The following is a 24839-nucleotide window of genomic DNA, read 5'->3' on the forward strand; positions in this document are numbered from 1 at the left end:
CCAACGCGGTCACCGTCCGGACGGTTGGTTCGCTGTGGGGGGCTCACCAGCCGCGGGCACGCCACTCGGCCAGGTGCGGGCGCTCGGCGCCCAGCGTGGTGTCCTTCCCGTGGCCCGGGTACACCCAGGTGTCGTCGCCCAGCTCGGCGAAGACGCGCCCCTCCACGTCGTCGATCAGTGACGTGAACGCCTCCGTCGAGAAGGTTTTCCCGACACCTCCCGGGAACAGGCTGTCCCCGGTGAAGAGGTGCGTGCGCCCGTCCGGGCCGTCGTAGCGCAACGCGATCGACCCCGGGGTGTGGCCGCGCAGGTGGATCACCCCCAGCTCGCTCTCCCCGACCGGAACCCGCTCACCGTGCTCCACCGGATCGTCCACGGACACCGGAAGTTCGGAGCTGTCGTCGGGGTGGGCCACGGTCCGCGCCCCGGTCACTCCCACGACCTCGGCCAGGGCTTGCCAGTGGTCCTGGTGCCGGTGCGTGGTGATCGCCCTCGCCAGCCCCGTGCCGCCGATGAGTTCCAACAGGCGGTCGGCCTCGTTCGCGGCGTCGATGAGGACCGCTTCCCCGCTGCGTTTGCAGCGCAGCAGGTAGGCGTTGTTGTCCATCGGCCCCACGGCGAGTTTGCTGATCGTCAACTCGGACAGGTCACGTGTGTCGGCGGGTCCACCGACCCGCGTATCTCCGGAGTAGGTCACATCTCCCATTACAACACCCAGTTAGGCTGACGTTTCTCGCGGAACGCGGAACGCCCCTCGGCGGCATCCGCACTGTCGAAGAACTCCGCGGACAGCTCTCCCATCTCGGCGAACGCCGCCTCCCGTTCGGAGGCGTGGCCCGCCCCCAACAGCTCCTTCGTGCGCGCCAGTGCCCGGGGGGCACCCTGGCGCAGACCGTCCAGAACGCTCTCGGTGGCGGCGTCCAGCTCCTCCGGAGGTACGGCGCGGGTCAGCAACCCACTGTCCACAGCAGCGGCCGCGTCGAACGTCTCCCCCGTCAGGAAGTAGCGGCTCATCCAGCGGTGGTGCATCCGGGCCGCGACCGGAACCGAGATTATCGCGGGGACGACTCCGATCCGGACCTCGGTGAAGGCGAACGTGGCCTCCGTGGTGGCCACGGCGATGTCGGCGGCCGCGACCAGGCCGATGCCGCCGGCGCGCGCCGGACCGTTCACCCTGGCGACCACCGGTTTGGGAGCGTCCATGACCGCGGAGAACAGTTCCGGCATCCCGGGGGCGTCGGCGGGAGCCGGTGGGTGCCCCGCGCGCTCGGCCGCGATCTCCTTCAGGTCGGCACCAGCGCAGAACACCGACCCGGACGCGGTCAGGACCACCCCGCGCACCCCGTCGTCGGCCATGGCCGCCGCCAGTCCCCGGGAAAGCTCGGCGCGCAACCGGGCCGACAACGCGTTGCGGTTGCCCGGCGAATCCAGGGTGAGAGTGGCTATTCCCCGGTCGACCTCCCATCGGACCAACTCGCCTGTCGTCTCCGCCATGTCTCTGCTGCTCCCATCCGACCGTGTTCGTCTGCCACCGTACGCGGGTGGGGACGGAACCACCGGACCCGCTCCCCCCACCCCGCGTCTCAACGGACCGCCGCCCCAGCCCCGCCGGACGCGGTACTGACGCTCAGCAGCGGGACGCGCAGTTCGTCGGGAGTCAGCGACCCGTGCTGCCCCACGAGGGAGCTCTCCACGCGTTCCGAGCGTGGGGCGACGAGCGCCGTGTCACCACGGGCCAGGGCGAGCACGTCGCCGATCCGGGGGCGCAGCTCCTCCGAGACCGGCCCGAACAGTCCCGCCGAGATCGCCTGCTCACGGCTGACGACGTCCGCGCGGGCGGCGAGCTCCTGCCGCCACGCCGCGAGCACGTCCTCCTGGGCGCCCGGGCGGGTGTACACGTGGCGGGCGCGGGCCTCGCCGGCGAGCACGCGCACTCCCGCGGACAGCTCCGGTGGGGACTCGACGTCGACGCGGCTCCCGGCGTTCGTGTCCACCATCCCGTGGTCGGCCGTGATGTACAGCGCGGCGTCGGGGGGCAGCGCGTTGGCGAGCTGTTCGGCGAGCCGGTCCACCTGGCCCAGGTGCAGCCGCCAGTGGGAGGAGTCCACACCGAACATGTGGCCGTAGGTGTCCAGGTCGGAATGGTAGACAACGGCGAGGCACCGGTCAGCGGAGGAGAGAACCGCCCCGGCCTGCACCGCGAGTTCGGTGACGCTGTCGGCCGCCACGTAGCGGCTTCCCCGCGTGGAGGCCAGGGTCAGCCCGCTTCCCTCGTAACTTCCCGCGGCGATGTAGGAGGTGGCGATACCCGCCGTCTCCGCCCGTTCGTACACGGTGCGCCGCGGCTGCCACGTTTCCGGGTCGATGTCCCCGTTCCAGCGCAGCTGGTGCAGTACCCGGTCACTCCCCGGGATCGCGACCTGGAGCCCGACGACACCGTGCTGTCCCGGCGCGGCCCCCGTTCCCAGCGTCGTGAGACTGGTGGCTGTGGTGCTGGGAAACCCGGCCGTGATGGGGCTGGCGCCGTCCGCCAGCGACGCCAGGAACGGAGCGTGCCCGCGGCGCGACGCCAGCGCCTCCCACCCCATACCGTCGACCAGTAGCACACAGGCCCGACGGACCGGGGGAAGCCCCAGCGGATTGGGCTCCTCAACCGCGCCGAGCGACGACACCACCGAGGGCAGGAGGTCAGCCAGCGACGCCCGGCCGTACCGGGGGACTTCGAACGCGGCGTCCATGGTCAGGCCGTAGTGGCTTCGGCCAGCACGTTGGCGAAGTTCACCATGTTGGACACGGACTCCGAGCCGTCGGCGGTCTGACTCACCCGCAGGGTCAGTGGTTCGGCGGTGATCGCTCCCGTGTAGCCGTGGTCGAGGTCGCACGACTCGTCGGCGCACGACGCGGGTTCGAGGTCGATGTGGGCCAGCGCTCCCCAACTGACGTTGAGACTGACGCTGAGGACGACCTCGTCCGGCAGTGTCCCGGGCACGTAGTTCGCCGGGTCGGATACCACTCGGGTCAGTGCGACGGACTGGATGTTGCCGGTCTGGATGGCGTCGGTCGTGGTCGACGCGTGTGGGCGCCCTCCGGCCTCGGCCGGGGGGTGTTCGTCCGTGTGGCACACGATGAGCCGCGTGGCGGTGAGCAGCATGACGGTGATGTGCCGCCGCATTTCCATCGCTGGGTCGAACGTGGCCTCGTGGTGGACGACGGACGCCTCGGCGGTCTCGCTTCCGAGGGCGGTTGCCACAGCGTCGATCACCAGCGCTGGGTAATACCCGCTGCGCTCGATTTCCAAGCGCCAATCAGTAGACACGGCGCGCGTTTTCCTCATGACTCCATCCTGCCTTGTTCCGCTGACAGGTCGCATCCACGAATCGTTTCCCCCACACGGAGACGATATGGGTAAGAACAGCACAAACCGGGTAAGGCGTCGGCATGACCGTGCCTCCAGTACCGACACCGCCGCCCCCGGGGCCGCCCATGCCGGAACCGGAGCCGCTACCGCCCGAACCCTCTCCGTCCCCGCCGGAGCCTCCCGAACCCGAGCCCGAGCCCCAGCCCGAACCGGCCTAGGGTCTGTCCGGTGGACGCGCCGCTCGCCACGGACAGCATCCACCGAACAGACCCCGGCCGCGCTAGCCATGCTCGGAGGCCACCCCCCGCAGGCGGCGGGGGCCCGCGTCCGGGCGCACGTCGGCGGCCTCGTCCAGCCACACGCGGTGCCCCAGCACGTAGGCCCCGGAAGCGTTCACCATGACCGGGTCGAGCTCCACGTGCGCCACCTCCGGGAACGCGTCCACCAGGCGGGACAGCCGGATGAGCAGCTCCTCCAACGCGGCGACGTTGGGCTGGTCGGCCAGGGAGGTGGCACCCGCGGGGAGTCCGAACAGCAACGGTGAGGAACGGACGGCGTGCACGAGGCCGGCGGCGTCCACGTCGGTCAGCGGGGCGAGCCGGAAAGCGCGGTCGTCGAGCAGTTCCGCCGTGGCGTCGGCGAGGCCGAACCCGACCACCGACCCGAACGAGGGGTTCTCTCCCGCTCGCACCACCGTCGGCACCCCGGGGGAAACCATCGGCTGCACCACGAGCATGGCCTCGTCCCCGAGCCGCTCGTACAGCGCGGCGTAGGCGCTGCGCACCTCCTCGGGGGAACGCAGGTCGGCGCGGATTCCGGTTCCTCCGGCACGCAGCCGCAGGTCCGGAGCGTTGGCCTTGACCACCACGGGGTAGCCCAGCTCGTCCGCTGCCGTGACGGCCTCCTCCTCGGAGGAGACCGGTGTGTCCGGACACACGGTTATGCCGTAGCAGTCGAGCAGTTCCCGGGCCGCGGACGCGGGAATCGAGGTGGCCTCGCTGCTTACCGGTTCGCTGGTGAACCACACGTGGCTACCGGACTCTCCGCCTCCGGTCGAGGCGAGGGTACGGCCGATGACCTCGCGCGCGCGGGCCCCGTCGATCCCGGGGAGCTCCGGGTGCCTGCCGGCGTCGCGTTCACGCCACAGGGAATAGTGGGTGGCGCGCGACAGCGCGCGCACCGCGTCCTCCGGGGCGGGGTAGGAGGGAACCGAGCCGCGCAGCGTCTCCCCGCTCTCGTTGACGCGTCGCAGTTCCTCGGGCATCCCCTGGTAGCCCAGGTAACTGGTGAGGATGGGCTTGTCGGAGGTCGCCGCCTTGGACCGCATGACCTCGGCGACGTCGTCGGAGATCGGGGTCAGTGCCGGGATGAACACGACCACCACGGAGTGCACGGAGTCGTCGTCCAGCGCTGAGGTCAGCGCGGCGTCGAACCCCTCGGCGGTGGCGTTCGGTCCGAGGTCGACCGGCTCGTGGGGTTTCAGCCCGGAGCGCACGCAGGCGTCCTTCACCAGGAGCCCCAGCGAGTCCGAGTTGCCGAGGATTCCCACGCGCGGCCCGGCCGGCAGCGGCTGGTAGGCGAACAGCTGGGCGACGTCGAACATCTGCGTGATGTCGTCCACCCGCACCACACCGGCCTGCTGGAACAGCGAGGTGACGGCGTAGTCGGGAAGCGCGAGCGTGTCGGCGGCGTGACCGGTGGGAACCCCCTCCGACGACCCTCCGCTGCGCACCGCCACCACCGGCTTGTGCTGGGCCAGACGGCGGGCGAGCCGGGTGAACTTCCGGGGGTTTCCCAGGGACTCCAGATACTGCAGGACGACCTCGGTGGAGGGGTCCTCCTGCCAGTACTGGATCAGGTCGTTACCGGACACGTCTGCCCGGTTGCCCGCGGACACGAACGTGGACAGCCCCATCCCCCGTTCGGACACCCGCTGCAGGATGGCCCGCCCCAGCGCTCCGGACTGGGAGAAGAATCCGATCGGACCACGCGGCGGCACGTGCGGGGACAGGGTGCTGTTCAGCGAGGTGACCGGATCGGTGTTGACGATTCCCAGGCAGTTGGGACCCACCACGCGCATGCCCGCGGCACGGGCGGTGCGCACCAGTTCGTCCTGGCGGCCGCGGCCCTCGGGGCCGGCCTCCCCGAAGCCCGCGGTGAGCACCACGAGCCCGTGCACACCCTTACTCGCGCATTCGGCCACGACACCGGCGACCATCTCGGCGGGGACGGCCACGACCGCGAGGTCGACCCGGTCCGGGATGTCCAGCACGCTCGGGTAGGCACGCACCCCCGCGACCGCGTTCGCCTCCGGGTGCACGGGGAACACCGGGCCCTGGAAATCACCGGCCAGCAGGTTGCGCAGCGCGGTCTGGCCGATCGTGTGCGCGGTACGGCTCGCCCCGATGACGGCCACCGACTCGGGGAACAGGAGCCGGGCGATGGAACGCGACTCCGCCCGCTGCTCCCGGGCGCGCATGACCTCTGTGGACGTCTCGGTCGGTTCCAGGTCCAGGGTGAGGCGGATGACACCCTCGTCGAAGGTCTGCTGGGCGGTGTAGCCCGCCTCCCGGAACACGTTGATCATGCGCCGGTTCTCCGGGAGCACGTCGGCGATGAACCTGCGCACCCCGCGTTCGCGGGCCGCCGCACCGATGTGCTCCAACAGGACGGAGGCGAGACCGCGCCCCTGGTGGGCGTCCTCCACGACGAACGCCACCTCGGCCTCGTCCGCACCGATCTTGTCGTAGCGGACGACGGCGACCATGACCCCGGAGATGGTCGCGATCAGCCCCACCCGGTCCTCGTAGTCCACTGTGGTGAACCGTTCGACATCACGTGTGGACAGTTTCGGATAGGGCGCGAAGAAGCGGTAGTAGATCGTCTCCTGTGACAGGCGTTCGTGGAACGCCCGCAGCATGTCGGCGTCGTCGGGTGTGATCGGGCGGAGATGGGCGGTGCCCCCGTCGGTGAGGACGACGTCTGCTTCCCAGTGGTTCGGGTATGGCTGCACGCTCTTGACTCTAAACGACATCACGGCGATCGCCGAGGGCCATCGGAAAGAACAAACTCTGCGACTTCGTTACTCGCCTGCCAGCTTCGACCTGTTAACGTCTAGCCCGATAAGGCTTCGCTTTCAGTGGGAATCGGCACAATCCGGTCTTCCGGTCGGCAAGGTGTTAGGGGACGCGAATGACACACGTGGTCGTGATCGGCGACCTCATGACCGACTCCATCGCGCGGGCTTTCTACGCGCTGGCGCGCGGAAGCGACACCCCGGCCTCGGTGCTCACCTACGGCGGCGGTTCCGGCGCCAACGTGGCCGCGTGGCTGGCTATCGACGGTACCGACACGACGTTCGTCGGCCGCCGCGGCTCGGACATCACCGGACGCACCCGGGAGATGGAGCTCATGGGCTACGGCATCGACTCCCGGCTCGTCATGGACCCGGAACGCGCCACCGGCACCTGTGTCGTGATGATCACCCACCGGGGTGACCGGACGATGCTGAGCGACCCCGGTGCCAACGCCCGGCTGCAGCCCGAGGACCTCCCCCGCGACGCTTTCACCGCGGACGCCCACCTGCACCTCTCCGGGTTCACCCTGCTCAACGAGTCCTCCCGTGAGGCCGGACGGACAGCGCTGCGCATGGCACGGGAGAAGGGGATGACGATCTCGGTCGACGGCGGCTCGCACGCCCCGCTCGAACGGGTGGGCGCGCAGCACTTCCTGGAGTGGACGGAGCACGCTCGCCTGCTGTTCGCCACCACCGCGCTGGCGCGGGTCCTGACCGGCAAGGAGGACGCGGAGGCCGCGGCCGCGGAGCTGACCTCCCGGTTCCCCAACGTGGTGGTGCACGACGGCGAGAACGGCGCGTTGTGGGCCTCGCGAACGCGGGACGACACGGTCAGCGTGCCCACCGAGCCGGTGGAGCCGGTCCCGGACGCCATCGGCGCGTGGGACGCGTTCATCGCCGGCTTCCTGCCACCGTGGCTGGCGGGCCAGCATCCCAAGGACGCGCTCTCCATGGGCCAGCGGCTCTTCGCCCGGGCGCTGCAACAGCCCGGAGCGCGCCCCGACCTGGGAGAGGCCTGACACCGCGGCCCGCTCCACCGGCCCCGCTCCCGCTGCAGAGGCACCACCATGGCAGTCAACGACACCGACCTGGACTTCCTGCGACGCGCGATCGCGTTGAGCCACACAGCGCGTGCCGAGGGGAACCCCCCGTTCGGCTCCCTGCTGGTGGGACCGGACGGGACCATCCTGGCGGAGAGGACCAACACCTCGAGCACCGACTCCGACATCTCCGCGCATCCGGAGTTCAAGCTCGCGGTGTGGGCGGCGCGCGCGCTTCCGCCAGAACAGGCGGCGCACACGACGATGTACACGAGCTGCGAGAACTGCGCCATGTGTTCGGGTGCCATGGTGTGGTCAGGGTTGGGACGCCTGGTCTACGCCCTGAGCTGCGCCCAGGTGACCGCCCTCCAGCGGGGAAGCGTTCCGACGCTCGACCTCGCCTCCGCCGAGGTCTTCGCCCGTGCGGACCGTCCTATCCTGTCCGAGGGGCCGGCCCTCTACGAGGAGGCGGCCGCGGCGCACGAAGGGTACTGGTAGCCCTCCCGGCCGGGCCCCGCCACGGCCGTACCCGGGAAACCCGCGGGTGATTTCGCCGAACCCCCAGCGCAGACTCGCGCGCAGCGTCTAGAATTCCGGCCACCCGTCGTTTCCCCGGAGGTGACAGCACGATGGCGCGTACCTGCCCGCGTTGCAACGGTTCCGGTATCAGCCCGGACGGTTCCGGAAAATGCTACTTCTGCAAGGGAACCGGCAGCACATCACACTCCGCTGGATAGCGCTGATGGGCGTCGATATCACCGACCTGTCACCGGGCGGCTCGTTCGACACGGCATGGCGGGAGTGGGCGGAGGGACACGCGGCCGTGTCGGGGGGTTCCCCCCTGGAGCCGGACGGGCAACCGCTGCACCTGTACGACCTGCTTCCCACCAGTGTCCTGAGCCGGCTGGACTGGGTCACGTTGCAGTGCGCCGCCATCACGAAGATCCTGTCCGGTAACCGGTGCGACTCCGACCTCGTGCTGCGGTTCGTCGCGACGTACCGGGAGCCCGGACTGCAGCGTGTCGTGGACGACATGCGCCGCCATCCGCCGTAGGGGATCCCGTCTCCCCGAGCGTCCCGTGAGTGGGACGCGGCAGGGACCGACGGCCCCTCGGACAGGGTCAGTCCCGGTCCGCCTCGCGCACCCCCTCAGCGAGCTCGTCCACGACGAGGTACTCGGGGTTCGCCTCCCCTCGGCTGTACGCCACCCGGCCCAGCGTCTGTGCGAGCACGGGGACGGTGACGAACTGGAACAGGACGACGAGAATCAGCGGCGCGGCGGCACGCGGACCGGAGACCTGGAACGCCGTGCCCAACAGGATCAGCGCCAGACCGACCGTGTCGGGTTTGGTAGCGGCGTGCATCCGGGTGAGGAGGGTCGGGAACCGGACCAGACCGATGGTTCCGACGAGCGTGAACAGCGCGCCCACCGGCAGCAGTACGGCGGTGACCCAGTCAGCCGCGGTCATGCGCCCTCCTCTCTGCGAACCGTGCCGCCGTCAGGGTTCCCACGAAGCCCAGCAGCGCGATCGTGACGAGCAGCCCGAAATAGGCGGTGTCCGCCCGCACTGCCGCCTCCACCGCGATGAAACTGACCACCAGCACCGACACCGCGTTCAGGCACACGATCCGGTCCAGCACCGTCGGTCCGCGCACGAGGCGCAGCACGGTGAACAGTGCGGCGAGGGAGAGCATGACGAAGGTCGCGGTGTAGACATGGTCCAGGATGCTCACTGTTCCCCCCTCCCGTCCGGGGTGTCGGTGGGTCCTTGCGTTGTTCCGCCGGTGTTGGGGTCCGACGTGTCGGGAAGCGCCGCGAACTCCCGCTCGGCCGCCTCGAACTGCGCTATGTCGTCCGGAGTGCCGAACGCGCGGACGAACTGCTCCTCCGTGCGCTGGATCTGTCGGCGTAGTCTGCCGACCGACTGCGGGGAGTGGATCGGTATCCCGTGCACGTAGACCACCCCCCGGTCCCGGTTGAGCTCGATCACCAGGCTGCCGGTGATGAGGGAGAGACCGCCGCTCACCATCGCCAGCAGCAGGTCGGAGTCGGTGCGCATCGGTACCGCCACGATCGCTCCGCGCACCCGGCTCGGCCGCCACAGCACGTGTACCGCCACGTGCACGCTGGAAGCGACCAGGTCGAACGCGATGTAGGCGGCCAGGCGCAGCGCGGGCACCGGGCTGAACCTCAGCTTGACGGGGATGTGGGGTAGTTTCGCCACGGCGTAGCACCCCGACGCGACCACGGCACCGGCGATCACCGTGCCCGGGGAGAAGTCGCCCCACAGCAGCCCCCACATCACCGTCAGCCAGAGCACGGTGGGCAGCCGGCCGAGCATCCGCCGCGCCCAGGTCCGGCCCGCGGGCGCCGCGTCACTCGTCACGTGCCGGGCTCCCGGACTGTCGCCGTCTTGCCCAGTGGGCATACCATCCTCCTTCCCCGGGATGCGGGCTCTCCACGCCGACTGCGCCGCGGCCCTCGGCGGGCGGAGCGCGACGCCCCCGTCACTGGGTCCCCGTACCGAGGACCGCCTCGATGTAGGGTTGCCGTTCCACCAGGTCGCGCGCGGCGGTGAAGGCCACCTCGGACAACGGTCCGCTCACGGCGGCCACCAGGAGACCGATGCCGACCATCACCCCCGTCGTCGCTGTCATGAACCGCAGCCCCCGGCGGTTGGCGCCCTGCCGGAGTTGGCTGCGGGCCTCCACCATGTCCGGCATCGGTTCGCCCCAGAAGGCGCGGGTCCATACCCGGAATATGGCGAGCAACGTGAGCAGGCTGGTGACGACGCCCGCCGCCACGCCCACCAGCGCCAGCCAGTCACCAGCGGCGACACCGGCCTCGAACAGCGCCACCTTGGCGATGAAGCCCGACATGGGGGGCAGCCCCGCGAGGCTCATGGCGGGCAGGAAGAAGAACAGCGCGAGCTTGGGCGACACCGCGTTCATCCCCCGGATGGCGCTCAGTGAGGTGTGCCCCACGTGCTGCCGTATCAGGCCGTTGACGAGGAAGAGTGTTGCCTGGACGACGATGTGGTGGACCAGGTAGATCACCGCCCCGGCGATACCGGCCACGGTTCCCACGCCAAGACCGAAGATCATGAAACCGATGTGGCTGACCAGCGCGAACGACAGCACCCGGTTGATGTCGTCCTGCACCAACGCTCCCAGGATGCCCACGAGCATGGTGGCGATGGCCAGGACCAGCAGCACGGTGGAGATGTCGTCCCTGCCGAACAGCAGGGTCTGGGTCCGGATGATGGCATAGACCGCGACCTTGGTCAGCAGCGCCGCGAAGATCGCGGAGATGCGGGTGAGCGCGACGGGGTAACTGTCCGGCAGCCAGAAGTGCATGGGCACCAGGGCGGACTTGATCCCGAACACGACCAGGAACAGCAGCGCGAGCACCGTGCGGAGCTCGGCCGGGGCACCGCCCAGTTTCTGGGCTATGTCGGCCAGGTTGACCGTCCCGGTGAGCCCGTAGACCAGCGCGATCCCGGTGAGGAACAGGATGGAGGAGGTCAGGCTGACCACCGTGTAGATCATCCCGGCCCGCACTCGCTCCCGGGTGGGTGCCTGGGTGATCAGGGTGTAGCTCGCCGTGAGCATGACCTCGAACCCGACGAACAGGTTGAACAGATCCCCGGCCAGGAAGCTGAGACACACCCCGGCGGTGAGAACCAGGTAGACGGGGTGGAACACCTGGGGGATGGCCCGGCTGAGACCGCCGACGTCCTGTCCGATCGCGTACAGCAGCACGATGAGCAGCACCACGGCCGAAACGGTCAGCAGCAGCGCGGACAACGGGTCGGCCACCAGGGTGATGCCCAACGGGGCGCTCCACCCGCCGGCCTGGCCGGCGAGCACCGTCCCGTCCGCGGTGACGACAAGCAGCGCCGCGGCGGCGGCGATGACAGCCGACACCGCGAGCACGCTGACGGTCTGTTGCGAGCGTGGTGTGCGGCGCAGAAGCAGGGTCGCTGCCGCTCCGAGAAGCGGCACGATGAACGGCGCGGCGAGCAGCAGGTTCACGAGGAGTCCTCCGGCTCGCTCAGCCGCCCGATACGGCGGTCCTCCACGTCGTCGGGAACCTCGTCGTTGTCGTCCCCCAGCCACACCCGGTAGGCGAGCGCGAGCAGGAACGTCGTCACACCGAAGGTGATGACGATGGCGGTCAGCGCCATGGCCTGGGGCAACGGGTCCGAGATCGCGCCCTCCTTACCGGTCAGGATCGGAGGCAGTGTGATCGCCCTGTCGGTGAGCATCAGGGAGAGGTTCGCCGCGTGTCCGAGCACGATGATGCCGAACACGACGCGCATCAACGACCGTTGGAGCAGCAGGTAGAACCCGCTGGAGTACAGCACGGCGACAGTGGCGACGAGGACGAGTCCGGGTGCGCTCATGGCCGCGCCCTCCTTCCGCGCCAGAGTCTGGCTTCGCTCTCTTCGGCTTCCATCCGCGCCCCCAGCGCGGCGACCACGGACAGCACGAGACCCACGACGATGAGGAACACCCCCGTTTCGAACACGAGGTAACCGGCGAACTTCACGTCACCGAACAGCGGGAGGGAAACCGTGGCCGCGGGCATGTCCAGCACGGGCTGACCGAACAGCAGCGGGATCCCCGCGGCGCAGCACGCCAGGAACATCCCCAGCGCCAGGAACCCGTTCGGACGCATCGGCACGCCCGCGGCCAACTCGTGCCGGCCGCCGGCGAGGTAACGCAGCACATAGGCCATGCTGGCGACCAGCCCGCCGGCGAACCCTCCGCCGGGGCGGTCGTGTCCGGATACCAGGAGGAAGACGGAGAAGGTCAGGATGGCCGGGATCAGCAGTCGCGCCACGACCTCCAGAAGTACCGAGCGCGGGCCGAACGCCGGACGGACGGCGGTACTCAGCCAACGTTCGCGCGGCGCCTCCCACCCTTCGGGAGGCGAGCCGTCGGTCCCAGGGGTCACGCGTGTTCCTCCTCGGTCTCGTCGGGTTCTTCCTCCACCACCCGGTTGCGCCGGTTGAGCAGCACCAGGGAGGAGACGGCCACCGCAGCGGTGGCCAGCACGATGACCTCCCCGAACGTGTCCAACGCCCGGAACTCCGCGAGGATCATGTTCACGAGGTTGTGGCCTCCGGCCTCCTTCGCCTGTTCGGCGAGCCCCCGGGACACGGGAGGGTCGGTACGCGCCGCGGTCATCAGCCACAGTAGGGCCGCGATGAGCGTTCCCACCGCAGCGCACAGCAGCACGGTGAGGCGTTTCATCCAGCCGTTGGGGCGGGTGCTGAACGTCGCGGGCAGCCGGCGCAGCACGAAGACCAGGATGATCGTGGTCAGCGTCTCCACGAGCAGCAGGGTCAGGGCGAGGTCGGGGGCGCCGTGCAGCACGAACAGTCCGGTGAGCGCGAACCCTGTCGCGCTGAGCAGGATGAGGGCGGGGAAACGCCGGTGCTCGCGTACCGTGGCCACGGCCGTGACGGCGATGACGACCGCGACGAGGCCCTCCAGCGGGCTGTCCCACAGCCGCAGGCCCTGGCCCGGCTCCGGAAGGTCCACGTCACCGTTCACCAGGGCCACCACCAGCCGTACTCCGGGGAGCGCGAGCAGCGTCGCCAGGATTATGCCGAGGTAGACCGGCAGCGAACCGCTCTGCGCACGCCGGGTGACCCCCAGCGCGAACGTGTACACCGCGTGGGTGAACATGTGGTAGGAGACCTCGGCGTTCGCACTCACCGCCATCGCCCGCTGCGCGCGCGCCACGGCCCGACGTTTCCAGAACAGCACCGCCCCGCCGGCGATGATGAGGGCGGATATACCCAGCGCGGGCGTCGCCCCGTGCCACAGGGCCAGGTGGTAGCTCCCCTCGCGGAACCCGGAGGCGTACCCCTGCGCGAGGGGGTCGGCCAGCAGCGCGGGAGACACGCCGCACACGATCCCCGCCGCGGCCAGTAGCAACGGTGGCAGGACGAACCCCCGGGACGGGGCCTCGGGGGCGCGGTCGCCGTCCCGGGCCTCCCCCGCGAACGCCCCCCAGAGGAACCGCGCACTGTAACCGAACGTCAGCACGGAAGCGCCCGCTATCCCGAGGAGAACCGCGACGGAGGCCCACCCGGGAAGTTGCGGGGTGTGCCCGGGGACGAACGCTTCCAGCGCCGCCTCCTTGCCGACGAACCCCAGCATCGGCGGCACCCCCGCCATCGACGCCGCGGCCGCGGCCGCTCCCGCCGCCAGGAGGGGCATCCTCCGCCCGAGCCCGGCGAGTTCCCCGATGGTGCGGGTTCCGGTCTGCTTGTCGATGACCCCCACCGTGAGGAAGAGCGCCCCCTTGAAGAAACCGTGCGCGAGAAGGGCGCCGACCGCGGCGATGGCTGCCAGCCGGGACCCCGTCCCGGCCAGCAGGGTGAGAAAACCGAGCTGGCTCACGGTCCCGTGGGCGAGGAGCAGTTTCAGGTCGCTCTGGCGCAGCGCTCTCCACCCGCCCAGAAGCATGGTGGCCAGCCCGATGGTGATGACCAGGACGCGCCACGGTTCCACGTCGGCGAACCCCGGGGCCAGGCGCGCCACCAGGTAGACCCCGCCCTTCACCATCGCCGCGGCGTGGAGGTAGGCACTCACCGGGGTCGGGGCGACCATCGCCCCCGGTAGCCAGAAGTGCAACGGCACCTGCGCGGACTTGGCGAACGCCCCGGCCAGGACGAGCACCACGGCCACCGGAAGCCAGGGATCGCCGGTGGGGGGAGCGCTCACCAGCTCGGAGATGCGGTACGTGCCGCCGATTTCGCCCAGCAGCACGAAGCCGACGAGCATGAGCAGGCCCGACCCGGACGTGACTATCAGCGCCTGGACGGCGGCGCGGCGCGCTCCCACGTTCCGGTCCTCGTTCCCGATCAGCAGGAAGGAGGTGACCGAGGTCAGTTCCCAGAAAACGAACAGGACGAAGAGGTTGTCCGTGGTGACGACGCCCAGCATCGCCCCCGCGAACAGCAGCAGTACGGCGCACAGTCGGCCGAGCGCCACCGCACCGGAACGGAAGTAGCTGGCGCTGTAGCAGAAGATGACAGCGCCGACTCCGCTCACCAGGAGCGTCATGGTCAGTGCGAGAGCGTCGATCCGGAAGGCGATCTCGATGCCCAGGGCGGGCACCCAGGCGAAGGAGGCCTCCACCGGGCTGCCCGCGAGGATGCCGGGGGCGTGGGAAAGCACCCACACCGCGGCGGCGGCCGGCGGCAGGCTCGCCGCGTAGAAGGCGCGGGATCCATGGGCACGCACCAGGCTCGGCAGAAGAACGGCGACAGCGAGGTGCAGGAGGAGGATCAGGAGCAGCGGCATGGGACCCATGGATGTCTGTCAGCGGCCAGTACGTGCGCTTGGTTCCCTAAGGTTAGCCCGTGTCCCACTCGTTACCTTGACTACGACGCGATCGGGTGTATCATCTGTCCCGTTTTTCCCGCGCCACACAGTGGACACTTTCCGTAACAGCCACTGTCACCAGGAAATACGCTTCCCTCTCCGCCGGCCGAGTTCCGCGTGTTCCCGCTGGCGGCGTGCCCTATCTCACGGTGCGCTGGCACACGTGGCGCCCGGCGCCGCCGGCGCGGCAACCACCCGGAACTCCCGTCCCTCCCGCCCCACTGTCCAGCCCTCCCATCTTCCGACGGCGGGGCCTGATTCGCACTGACGTGCGAACCGGGCCAGAATTGCCACCATGGCCAGTACTACGTCCGAACCAACCGAAGAACTCGCTGACAAGATCGTCGATATCGACGTCTCCGAGGAGATGCGTAGCAGTTTCCTGGAGTACGCCTACTCGGTGATCTACCAGCGGGCACTCCCCGACGCCCGCGACGGGATGAAACCCGTCCAGAGGCGCATCCTCTACCAGATGAACCAGATGGGGCTGCGCCCCGACCGGGCCCACGTCAAGTCCGCCCGTGTCGTCGGCGAGGTGATGGGTAAGCTCCACCCGCACGGCGACAGCCCGATCTACGACGCTCTGGTGCGCATGAGCCAGGGCTTCGCCATGCGGGTCCCGCTCGTGGACGGGCACGGGAACTTCGGGTCCCTGGGCGGCGACGACGCCCCGGCCGCGATGCGGTACACCGAGGCCCGGCTCGACCGCGCCTCGCAGCTGCTCGTGGACTCCATCGACGAGAACGTCGTCGACTTCCAGGCCAACTACGACGGCCAGGAGACCGAACCCGAGGTTCTTCCCGCCGCGTTCCCCAACCTGCTGGTGAACGGCGCCTCCGGGATCGCGGTGGGCATGGCGACGAACATGGCTCCGCACAACCTCGGGGAGGTCATCGCCGCGGCCCGGCACCTCGTCACCAACCCCGAGGCCGGGCTGGACGAGCTCATGGAGTTCGTTCCCGGCCCTGACCTGCCGACCGGTGGAACCATCGTCGGCCTCGACGGTGTCCGGGAGGCCTACCGCAGCGGGCGCGGCTCCTTCCGCACCCGCGCCACCGTCTCCATCGAGAAGGTCTCACCGCGCCGCACGGGGCTGATCGTCACCGAACTGCCGCACAGTGTCGGCCCGGAGAAGGTCATCAGCCGCATCAAGGACCTGGTGCAGTCCAAGAAGCTGCAGGGTATCGCGGACCTGAAGGACCTCACCGACCGCTCGCAGGGGCTGCGGCTGGTCATCGAGCTGAAGAACGGTTTCAACCCGGAGGCGGTGCTGGAGGAGCTCTACCGGCTCACGCCGATGGAGGAGTCCTTCGGCATCAACAACGTGGCCCTCGTCGACGGCCAGCCGCAGACGATGGGGCTGCGTGAACTGCTCCAGGTGTACGTGGACCACCGTCTGGACGTCGTGCGGCGGCGTTGCGAGTTCCGCCGCGGGAAGCGCGAGGAACGCCTGCACCTGGTGGCCGGACTCATCACCGCGCTGACCAGCATAGACGAGGTCATCGCGCTGATCCGCGACTCGGAGGACTCCGCCCAGGCACGGCGGCGGCTGATGGTCACGTTCGACCTGTCCGACACCCAGGCCCGCTACATCCTGGAGACCCCGCTGCGCCGGCTCACCAAGTACGACCGGCAGGAGCTGGAGAACGAGCGCGACCGCCTGAACTCCGAGATCGCGGAACTCACCGCCATCCTGGAGTCCGAAACCAGGCTGCGTTCCCTCGTCGCCGAGGAGATGGGCGAGATCGCCAGGGAGTACACCACTCCCCGGCGCACCCTCCTGATGGAGAGCTCGGGCGTCACCCGCAGCGCCGCCGTACCGCTGGAGCTGGGGGACGAACCGTGCCACGCGCTGCTGAGCACCAGCGGGATGGTGGGACGCAGCAGAACGGAGACCGCACCCCACATGTTCGAGGGTCTGCGTACGCGGCACGACGCGACGGCCGCCTCGGTCCCCACGAGCTCCCGTTCCGACGTCGGGCTGGTGACCAGCCTCGGCCGGGTGATCCGGGTGCCGGTGCTGGAACTACCGGAACTGCCGGACCAGGGGACGGAGGCTCCCCCCTTGGCGTCCGGTGTCCCCGTCAGCGACTTCGCCGAACTCACCGAGGGGGAGGAGGTCGTGTCGCTCGTGTCGCTCGGTAGCGACCCGCCCGACCTCGCCGTCGGAACCCGCTCGGGTGTGGTGAAACGGATCGCGGCGGACTATCCGCAGAACAAGGACGACTTCGAGATCATCAACCTCAGGGAGGCGGACCGGGTGATCGGCGCCGTCCAGCTCAGCAGCGGTTCGGAGGAGCTCGTGTTCGTCACGTCCGACGCCCGGCTGCTGCGTTTCTCCGCGGAGTCGGTCCGCGCGCAGGGTCGCGCGGCGTCCGGAGTCACCGGCATAAAGCTGGCCGAGGACGCGCATGCCGTGTGGTTCGGCGGCGTCGCCCAGCCGGAGGACTCGGTCCTGGTGACGGTCGCCGGGGATTCCACGGCCCTGCCCGACACCCAGACAGGGGCGGCGAAGGTCACCCCGTTCGACGCCTACCCCGCCAAGGGCCGCGCCACGGGCGGGGTGCGCTGCCACCGCTTCCTCAAGGGAGAGGACATGCTCCTGCTCGGATGGGCCGGCCGTGCCCCGGCACGCGCCAGCCGCGCTGACGGCGGTCCTATCCGGCTGCCCGACACCGACAGCCGCCGGGACGGCTCCGGAGAGGCGCTGCCGCGCGCTGTCGCCGCCGTCGGCAGCGGGCAGCACGCTCCGGCCGAAGCATAGGCTCCGGAGCACACGGTGGCGGCCCCTCGCCGGGCGCGCTCCCGACGGCGGTCGCGCTTTCCCGGGGCACTCCGCATCCGGGAATGCCACCCACAGCACCGCTGTTGTACCCCGCGGACGCAGGCACCGAAGGGAGGGTGTGTCCTTGACCGACGCGGCACCGGAAACAACGTTCAACGCGTTCACCCTCGCCCGCCACTGCTTCGAACTCGGCGATCCGATCGAGGCGGCCAACATCCTCGCTCCCGTGGCGGAACGGGAACCGTGGAGCCGTTCGATCCTGGAACTGCTGGGGCGCGCCTATTTCCACTCGGCCCAGCTGACCAGGGCGGAGCAGACATTCCGCCGGATCGTCGAACTCGACCCGTGCGACAGTTGGGCCCACATCGCACTCGCCCGGTCATTGGAACGGCAGAGCCGCGACTCCGAGGCCGCCCCGCACCGGAGGATGCACGCAGCCATGTCCGGAGGCTCCCTCGATTAGGCGCGGCCGGTACGACTAACCTACCGGCATGACCGTACCGTCCGAGAACTCCGGCCACGCCTGGGTGGACCGCACCTGTGCGCGTACCCGCTCCTGGGTGGACGAGGCCGTCCGACTCGTGACCGCTGACGCGAACCGGTCAGCGGACACGCACCTGCACACGTTCCCGTTGCCGGCGCAGTGGGGCATCGACCTGTACCTCAAGGACGAGTCGGTGCACCCCACGGGCAGTCTCAAGCACCGTCTCGCGCGTTCCCTGTTCCTCTACGGACTGGCCAACGGGTGGATCACCGAGGGGACGACCGTCGTCGAGGCGAGTTCCGGTTCCACCGCCGTCTCCGAGGCGTACTTCGCCCGACTCATCGGACTGGACTTCATCACCGTCGTCCCGCGTTCGACCAGTCCGGAGAAGATCGCGCTGATCGAGCGTTACGGCGGCCGGTGCCACTTCGTCGACGTTCCCGCGGAGATGTACAGCGAGGCGGCCCGGCTCGCCGCCGACACCAACGGCCACTACATGGACCAGTTCACCTACGCGGAGCGGGCGACCGACTGGCGCGGCAACAACAACATCGCCGAGTCCATCTTCGAGCAGCTCAGCCTGGAACGCTATCCGGTGCCGGAGTGGGTCGTGGTGGGCGCGGGTACCGGCGGGACCTCCGCCACCATCGGCCGCTACCTGCGCTACCGGCGCCACCACACCAGGCTCGCCGTGGTCGATCCGGAGAACTCCGCGTTCTTTCCGGGATGGGTGAGCGACGTTCCCGACTACGCGACCGGGATGCCCTCCCGGATCGAGGGAATCGGCCGGCCGCGGATAGAGCCGAGCTTCCTGCCCAACGTCATAGACCTGATGGTCCCCGTTCCCGACGCCGCCAGCATCGCCGCCATGCGCCACCTCAACGACGTCACCGGACTCCTGGCGGGCGGTTCCACCGGCACCAACCTGTGGGGCGTGTGGCAGCTCATCGCGCGGATGCTGCGCGAGGGACGCAGCGGAAGCGTGGTCACCCTGATCTGTGACGGTGGGGAACGCTACCGGCACAACTACTACGACGACGGCTGGGTGGCGGAGCAGGGCATGGACCTGGGGCCCTACACCGCGACGCTCGAACGCTTCATGGACACGGGCCAGTGGGTTCCGCCTCAGGGGAAGTGACGGTAACGGTGGTCTGACGCGCCGCCCGCAGGGGGCGGCGCCACCCGGACCACCAGGGTGCGGGCCGCCAGGTCCCCGACCCGCTGCCGCCGCTCGGTCGCCAGCATCACCAGGAGACCGGCCAGCCCGCCCGCGAACCCGTCGACGGCCAGCAACAGCCAGCGAAGGAACATCTGGCCGACCGTCGCCTCGCTACCGTCGTCCGTGATCACACGGACGCCGAACAGCCTCATCCCCGGCGTCTGGCCGCGGAAGAGGGCTGGGAGAACCGCCCAGTACCCCACGTACACCACGACGAAGACCGTCACGGCCAACGAACCGAGCGCCAGAGCGAGCCCGGGCTCGGGGATGGTGCCGTCCGGTTCGACCGGAACCAGTATGAGCAGGGCGAGGGAGCACCACGGCAGGACCGAGGACAGCGCGGCGTCGGTGAGGAACTGCGCGATCCGGCGGAGGACCACCCGCGTGTCGTCCGGGCGCTCCGGCCGCCCGCGCGCAGCGGTTCGGGAAAGCAGCTCCCCGTTCGGGGGGCGCTGATCGGTCATCACGCACCACCGGTCACGTACCGACCCTCCGCCGGAGAGTCACTCACCGCGAAAATCCAAACACTTTCGGTGATTAAACCATGGGGGCACTCACTTTCCGCGTTACCGCGCCGACGGTCGCCGACTCCTGACCGGTGCTCCCCGTGTCCGCCGTGAACAGCTCCCCCGGCACCGCGCGGCGGGCTCCGGCGAGGAGGGGAGGGAGCCGCCCCGAGGCCCCGGCGAGCGCAACGCCGGCGCGGCCGGGAGGAGTCCCGCACGAAGCAACGGAGCTCCCGGCCGGTTACGTGTCGATCCGGTTGACGTCGAGTTCCTGGGCCCCCTGCGCGATGAACTCCCGGCGGGGTGCCACCTCGTTGCCCATCAGCAGCCCGAACATGCTGGCCGCCTCCTCGGCGTGCTCCACCTTGATCCGGCGCAGGGTCCGGTGCCGCGGGTCCATCGTCGTCTCGGCGAGCTGGTCAGCGTCCATCTCGCCCAGTCCCTTGTACCGCTGGACCGGCTCCTTCCAGCTCAGTCCCTTCTTCTCCAGCTCCAGCAGGTTCCGCTGCAGTTCCGCGTCGGTGTAGGTGTAGATGTAACGGTCCTGGGGCTTGGCCCCCCGCTTCTTCTTGCCGACGTTGGTGAGCTCGATCCGGTGCAGCGGCGGAACCGCGGCGTACACCCGGCCGGCTTCCAGCATCGGCCGCATGTACCGGTAGATCAGGGTCAGCAGCAGGCACCGGATGTGCGCACCGTCGACATCGGCGTCCGCCATCAGGATGACCCGCCCGTACCGGGCGGAGTCCAGGTCGAACGACTTCCCGGAGCCGGCACCGATCACCTGCAGGATCGCCGCGCACTCCGCGTTCTTCAGCATGTCGGCGACGGAGGACTTCTGCACGTTGAGGATCTTGCCGCGGATCGGCAGCAGCGCCTGGAACTCCGAGTCGCGCGCGAGTTTGGCGGTGCCGAGCGCGGAGTCCCCCTCGACGATGAACAGCTCGCTGCGCTCAAACCCCTCGTTCCGGCAGTCCACCAGTTTGGACGGCAGCGCGGAGCTTTCCAGTGCGTTCTTCCGACGCTGGGTCTCCCGCTGCTGGCGGGCGGCCAACCGCGCCTTGGCGGCGTCCCGCACCTTCTCCAGGACGGTCCGGGCCTGCTGCTTCTCCCGGCGCTTGGTCGAGGTGAGGAACTCACGCAGCTCTTTGCTGACGACCTGGGAGACGATCCGGGAGACGGGGGACGTTCCCAGGATCTCCTTGGTCTGGCCCTCGAACTGCGGTTCGGCCAGGCGGACCGTGACGACGGCCGTGATCCCCTCGAGGACGTCCTCCTTGGTGACCGCATCGTCGTTGGCCTTCAGCAGCTTCGCGTTGCGTAGCTGTTCGTTGACCGTGCGCACGAGGGCCCGTTCGAAGCCGGTGATGTGCGTACCCCCCTTGGGGGTGGCGATCACGTTGACGAAGGAGCGCACTGTGGAGTCGTAGCCGTTCCCCCAGCGCAGGGCGATGTCCACGTCGAGCTGGCGTTCGACGTCGGTGGGCGTCATGTGCCCGTCCTCGTCGAGCACGGGCACGGTCTCGGTGAAGTTCCCCGCCCCCTGGATCCGCAGTACGTCGCTGACCGGCTCGTCCGAGGCGAGGTAGCCGCAGAACTCGCTGATGCCACCGTCGAAGCGGAACTCCTCCTCGTAGACCTCCTCGCTGTCCGAGCGTTCGTCCCGCACGGCGATGGTCAGGCCGGGAACCAGGAAGGCGGTCTGCCGGGCCCGGTCCAGCAGGGACTCCCGCGTGATGTCCGCTTCCTTCAGGAAGATCTCCCGGTCGGCCCAGAACCGGATCCGCGTTCCCGTCGCGTCGCCGCCGACCCGTCCGAGCCGCTCCACACCGGCCTGGGCGGTGAACTCCGCGTCCGGGCCCTCGGCGAGGAAACGGCCCGCGATCCCGCGCCGGAAGCTGATGGCGTGTGTGTAGCCCTGCCGGTCGACCTCCACGTCGAACCGGGAGGACAGGGCGTTGACGACGGAAGCGCCGACACCATGCAAGCCCCCGGAGGCGTTGTAGGACCCGGAACCGAACTTCCCGCCGGCGTGCAGCTTGGTCATGACCAGTTCGATACCGGACAGGCCCGACTTCGGTTCGATGTCGACCGGGATACCCCGACCGTTGTCCTGCACCTCGACCGACCCGTCGCTGTGGAGGACCACGTCGATCCGGGTGCAGTGCCCTCCCAGAGCCTCGTCCACCGCGTTGTCGATGATCTCCCACATGCAGTGGGTGAGCCCGCGACTGTCCGTCGACCCGACATACATACCGGGCCGTTTACGAACCGCCTCGAGTCCTTCCAGTACCGAAAGGTTGCGTGCGGAGTAGTCCTCCGGATCGTGAACGGCAGTGAGGGCGGTCACGTGGGCATCTCCTGCGTTGGTTGAACAGGGTGCGCACGCTCCGGGCGGAGTGTGCGCCGGACGCGTGTGGGCAGGGCCGACGCCGGGGGTACGGGTGTACGACTGACACACCACACGTAAAACGCGCGGCCGTCCAGCAGCCCCGCCGCACCCGTGTGGAACTCGCTTGACGGGAGGCAACGGGTAACCCGCTCCCAACGGGCCCAAACGTCTCTACCAGACAGACCCTAGCTGTATCGACATGCAGCCCCATTGTGGGGGTGACTGTTCGCGACGGTCAGTGGCGCGGAACCCGCAGCCGTGGCACGCCCCGCGCCCGTGCGGGTCCTTCCGCACCCGGAACCGGAGGTTCGGGCCCGGCCCAGCCGCTCAGTCGGCGCTTCCCACCCCACGGCCGTCTCCGGTTCCGCGATCCGGCCGGTCCAGGACTCCCACGGGCTGGTACGGCTTCCCACTCGCACCCGCGTGACTGTCGCGGGCGGGGCAGAATCTACCAGACGCCGGGAACAGGGGGCCGGGTGTGAACGGTGTGGGAAACACGCACCCGGGGTGTTCCGAGCGCTGGGCAGCCACGGGCTCCTCGACGGTGGTTCGCGCGGAACCGCTGCCACTGGTTCCCGGTTCTCCCGGGGAGCCTCCGCGTGCCCCGTGGCCCGCGAGCGGACGGCCCGGGCACCGGCCACCCGAACCTCTTCACTCGGGCGGGACCGTGGCCCGGCTTCCCCGGAGGACAGCGGCCTGCCGGAGGTCCGACCACCCCCGCGCCGCAGGTGGATTCCGCCGAACCGGGAGACGCACTTCCGGTCGTTGTCGATATCCTGGCGATCCGCCGGGTACAACCGCGACACGAGAACCCAACGGTCCGGAGGGGCTGAGCTGCACATCACGTCGATTCCGCTGTCAGCGTACACCGGGGTTGATTAGGAAGTTCCGCCTCCGGATAGATGTTGTCCCGAGTGACTGACGCCGAGCATTGAGGAAGGCGAAGTGACTGGAACGCTTGCCCCCACCCAGCCGTTGACGGCTGCTGACCGTTGCGACCGTTGCGGTGCGCAGGCCTACGTCCGAGTGGTTCTCAACTCTGGCGGCGAGCTGTTGTTCTGCGCACACCACATGCGTGAGCATGACGATTCGATCCGAAAGATCGCCGCTGAGATTCAGGACGAGACGAATCGACTCCACGAGGAGACACCAGGCGCAGCCGCTGACGATTGAGCGTTAAGTCCCATAGCGAACAGGCGTGAACAACACCAGCGGCAGCGGTCCGGTCGGACCGCTGCCGCTGGTTTCGGTTCGAGCCCCCAACCGGTACGACCCCAACTCACCAGCACGCGCGGCGGCCGCGACCGGCGAAACGCCCGGCCGGTACCGGTTGGTAGGCGACGAGCTCGTCACCGACGCCCGGGGCGGCTCCGCCATCTCCATGGAAGACTTCGCCGTCGCGCTGCTCGACGAGGCGCAACACCCCAGGCACCACCGCAGCCGCTTCACCGTCGGGTACTGACGTTTCCCCGAGCGTAGCGACGCGGCCGCGTGCCCGACCTCGGAGGCACTCCCGAGGCTCCGAGGGCATCCGGGTGACACGGAGGGCTCCGTCGCGGGAGGCCGGGAGCGCTTTCCACCCGGGCCGTGGAAGACCGGCCGGGCGGCGACCTCCCGTACGACGGGCGGATCCTCAGCCCGACACGCGCTTCGCGACGTGGGCGAACAGCTCCTCCTCGTCGGAGAGGAACGCGGGAAGCTTCACCTCGCTGCCGTTGGCCATGTGGAGATAGCGGTCCTCCCTGTCCTTACGCATCCTGTACACCTGCCCGAAGTGCACGGGGAAGGGACGGCCGGACTCGGTCTTCACCAGCCCGTGGGTGAAGAGGTGCACCGCTGTGCCGGTCCGGAAGAACGTCTTGAACATGTAGACGAACGCGTAGATCACCCCGAAGAACAGGATGCCGCCCACGACGTACACGCCAGCGAAGACGACCAGCGCGATCTCGATGAGGACCACGGCGGCGAGCGTTCCGAAGGCTGTCAGCACACCCGCGAGGGGCCCGGCGGGAACGTGGCTCCGCACGAAGCCACCGAGCTGGTACTGCGCGGCGAGCTGGGCCACGTCGGCCGGCGGCGTCCCGCCGTCGCCGTTGGAGGGTGGTTGCGGCGGAGCATGGCCCTGTGGGGGGTGGTTCTGCTGTTGCACGGGAGCGTAGCCGGGCTGCCCCCACTGCGGCTGCCCCTGCCACTGCCCCCATCCCGGAGCGGGCGGATGAGGGCCATGGTGCTGCGGAGGGCCGTAGTGCTGTGGAGGTCCAGCGGGCGGTTGCTGTGCGTAGGGAGGGTAGGACACGGGGGGGTACCCTCTCGTCGAACTGGACTGCGTCTCGCGCCACTGGCGGAATCCGCTGGCACGGCGAACCGGACGCGCGACGGCCCCGTCCTCGTGGACACGGAGGGGTGGCCGGCCCGCCCGCCTGGCTCGGCCGGCGGCCGAGCCCCGGGGCCAAGCGGAGTGCGGCGCTCCGGGACGGGAAACACGCACCGGCCCGGTTTCTGACGGGAGTGTACGTCGCGTTTCCCGCCGTGGGAAACGGAAACCGTGGCGCCGGAGAGCGCCAATCCCCACTCGAGC

General features: G+C 69.6%; 23 protein-coding genes. 8 read left to right on the plus strand and 15 right to left on the minus strand.

Features of this window, described 5'->3' with window-relative positions:
• Positions 1–43 precede the first annotated feature (43 nt).
• The 5 genes from FHX37_RS10895 to FHX37_RS10915 form a co-directional block, all read right to left on the minus strand.
• Positions 44–697, minus strand: coding sequence for an MBL fold metallo-hydrolase (locus FHX37_RS10895; RefSeq protein ID WP_141923792.1), 654 nt, complete (start codon positions 695–697; stop codon positions 44–46).
• An 8-nt stretch (positions 698–705) separates the two neighbouring features.
• Positions 706–1494 carry an enoyl-CoA hydratase-related protein gene (locus FHX37_RS10900; protein ID WP_141923793.1) on the minus strand — a complete coding sequence of 263 codons (789 nt, stop codon included), beginning with the start codon at positions 1492–1494 and terminating at the stop codon, positions 706–708.
• An 89-nt stretch (positions 1495–1583) separates the two neighbouring features.
• On the minus strand, positions 1584–2738 hold the full coding sequence (locus FHX37_RS10905) for an alkaline phosphatase family protein (protein ID WP_141923794.1): 1155 nt from the start codon (positions 2736–2738) through the stop codon (positions 1584–1586).
• 2 nt (positions 2739–2740) lie between these two features.
• A complete protein-coding gene (locus tag FHX37_RS10910; protein ID WP_141923795.1) occupies positions 2741–3334 on the minus strand; it encodes a DUF5998 family protein in 594 nt (197 codons plus the stop codon).
• A 304-nt stretch (positions 3335–3638) separates the two neighbouring features.
• The gene (locus tag FHX37_RS10915) at positions 3639–6371 is read right to left on the minus strand and encodes a bifunctional acetate--CoA ligase family protein/GNAT family N-acetyltransferase (RefSeq protein ID WP_141923796.1); all 2733 of its coding nucleotides are present in this window, start codon (positions 6369–6371) and stop codon (positions 3639–3641) included.
• A gap of 179 nt (positions 6372–6550) precedes the next feature.
• Between FHX37_RS10915 and FHX37_RS10920 the strand changes: the two genes are divergently transcribed.
• From FHX37_RS10920 to FHX37_RS10930, 3 genes are all read left to right on the plus strand, one after another.
• Entirely contained in the window at positions 6551–7453 is a 903-nt protein-coding gene (locus FHX37_RS10920) for a carbohydrate kinase family protein (protein ID WP_211351805.1), read from the plus strand.
• 48 nt (positions 7454–7501) lie between these two features.
• Positions 7502–7972, plus strand: coding sequence for a nucleoside deaminase (locus FHX37_RS10925; RefSeq protein WP_141923797.1), 471 nt, complete (start codon positions 7502–7504; stop codon positions 7970–7972).
• Between the two features lie 190 nt (positions 7973–8162).
• Positions 8163–8528: a hypothetical protein gene (locus FHX37_RS10930; protein WP_141923798.1), complete on the plus strand. Its 366-nt coding sequence runs from the start codon at positions 8163–8165 to the stop codon at positions 8526–8528.
• Positions 8529–8595: 67 nt separating this feature from the next.
• On the opposite strand, the gene mnhG is transcribed toward FHX37_RS10930, so the two are convergent.
• The 7 genes from mnhG to mbhE all read right to left on the minus strand — a co-directional run bounded on the left by mnhG (position 8596) and on the right by mbhE (position 14797).
• A complete protein-coding gene (mnhG, locus tag FHX37_RS10935) occupies positions 8596–8943 on the minus strand; it encodes a monovalent cation/H(+) antiporter subunit G (protein WP_141923799.1) in 348 nt (115 codons plus the stop codon).
• On the minus strand, positions 8930–9208 hold the full coding sequence (locus tag FHX37_RS10940) for a monovalent cation/H+ antiporter complex subunit F (RefSeq protein ID WP_141923800.1): 279 nt from the start codon (positions 9206–9208) through the stop codon (positions 8930–8932). Before FHX37_RS10940 ends, mnhG begins: the two co-directional genes overlap by 14 nt.
• On the minus strand, positions 9205–9903 hold the full coding sequence (locus FHX37_RS10945) for a Na+/H+ antiporter subunit E (RefSeq protein ID WP_141923801.1): 699 nt from the start codon (positions 9901–9903) through the stop codon (positions 9205–9207). The genes FHX37_RS10940 and FHX37_RS10945 overlap by 4 nt, the downstream gene beginning before the upstream one ends.
• Positions 9904–9982: 79 nt before the next feature.
• Positions 9983–11509 carry a Na+/H+ antiporter subunit D gene (locus FHX37_RS10950; protein ID WP_141923802.1) on the minus strand — a complete coding sequence of 509 codons (1527 nt, stop codon included), beginning with the start codon at positions 11507–11509 and terminating at the stop codon, positions 9983–9985.
• Positions 11506–11880 carry a sodium:proton antiporter gene (locus tag FHX37_RS10955; protein ID WP_141923803.1) on the minus strand — a complete coding sequence of 125 codons (375 nt, stop codon included), beginning with the start codon at positions 11878–11880 and terminating at the stop codon, positions 11506–11508. Before FHX37_RS10955 ends, FHX37_RS10950 begins: the two co-directional genes overlap by 4 nt.
• Positions 11877–12434 carry an MnhB domain-containing protein gene (locus FHX37_RS10960; RefSeq protein ID WP_141923804.1) on the minus strand — a complete coding sequence of 186 codons (558 nt, stop codon included), beginning with the start codon at positions 12432–12434 and terminating at the stop codon, positions 11877–11879. The genes FHX37_RS10955 and FHX37_RS10960 overlap by 4 nt, the downstream gene beginning before the upstream one ends.
• Entirely contained in the window at positions 12431–14797 is a 2367-nt protein-coding gene (gene mbhE / locus FHX37_RS10965; RefSeq protein WP_141923805.1) for a hydrogen gas-evolving membrane-bound hydrogenase subunit E, read from the minus strand. The genes FHX37_RS10960 and mbhE overlap by 4 nt, the downstream gene beginning before the upstream one ends.
• A gap of 376 nt (positions 14798–15173) precedes the next feature.
• Between mbhE and FHX37_RS10970 the strand changes: the two genes are divergently transcribed.
• From FHX37_RS10970 to FHX37_RS10980, 3 genes are all read left to right on the plus strand, one after another.
• Positions 15174–17642: a DNA gyrase/topoisomerase IV subunit A gene (locus tag FHX37_RS10970; protein WP_141923806.1), complete on the plus strand. Its 2469-nt coding sequence runs from the start codon at positions 15174–15176 to the stop codon at positions 17640–17642.
• A gap of 139 nt (positions 17643–17781) precedes the next feature.
• Positions 17782–18126 carry a tetratricopeptide repeat protein gene (locus tag FHX37_RS10975; RefSeq protein ID WP_394344491.1) on the plus strand — a complete coding sequence of 115 codons (345 nt, stop codon included), beginning with the start codon at positions 17782–17784 and terminating at the stop codon, positions 18124–18126.
• Positions 18127–18154: 28 nt separating this feature from the next.
• Entirely contained in the window at positions 18155–19285 is a 1131-nt protein-coding gene (locus FHX37_RS10980; RefSeq protein ID WP_141923807.1) for an L-cysteine desulfhydrase Cds1, read from the plus strand.
• On the opposite strand, the gene FHX37_RS10985 is transcribed toward FHX37_RS10980, so the two are convergent.
• Together FHX37_RS10985 and FHX37_RS10990 are read right to left on the minus strand one after the other, a co-directional pair.
• A complete protein-coding gene (locus FHX37_RS10985; protein ID WP_141923808.1) occupies positions 19273–19830 on the minus strand; it encodes an RDD family protein in 558 nt (185 codons plus the stop codon). The genes FHX37_RS10980 and FHX37_RS10985 overlap by 13 nt on opposite strands.
• 283 nt (positions 19831–20113) lie before the next feature.
• The gene (locus FHX37_RS10990; protein WP_141923809.1) at positions 20114–22219 is read right to left on the minus strand and encodes a DNA gyrase/topoisomerase IV subunit B; all 2106 of its coding nucleotides are present in this window, start codon (positions 22217–22219) and stop codon (positions 20114–20116) included.
• Between the two features lie 987 nt (positions 22220–23206).
• Between FHX37_RS10990 and FHX37_RS23570 the strand changes: the two genes are divergently transcribed.
• Together FHX37_RS23570 and FHX37_RS23230 are read left to right on the plus strand one after the other, a co-directional pair.
• Positions 23207–23434, plus strand: a complete 228-nt coding sequence (locus tag FHX37_RS23570) for a DUF7455 domain-containing protein (protein WP_141923810.1) — start codon at positions 23207–23209, stop codon at positions 23432–23434.
• Between the two features lie 25 nt (positions 23435–23459).
• Positions 23460–23723: an NAD(P)-dependent oxidoreductase gene (locus tag FHX37_RS23230; protein ID WP_211351806.1), complete on the plus strand. Its 264-nt coding sequence runs from the start codon at positions 23460–23462 to the stop codon at positions 23721–23723.
• Positions 23724–23894: 171 nt separating this feature from the next.
• On the opposite strand, the gene FHX37_RS11005 is transcribed toward FHX37_RS23230, so the two are convergent.
• Entirely contained in the window at positions 23895–24557 is a 663-nt protein-coding gene (locus FHX37_RS11005) for a hypothetical protein (protein ID WP_141923811.1), read from the minus strand.
• Positions 24558–24839: the final 282 nt, after the last annotated feature.

The sequence above is a fragment of the Haloactinospora alba genome (genome assembly GCF_006717075.1).
GTDB classification, from domain to species: Bacteria; Actinomycetota; Actinomycetes; order Streptosporangiales; family Streptosporangiaceae; genus Haloactinospora; species Haloactinospora alba.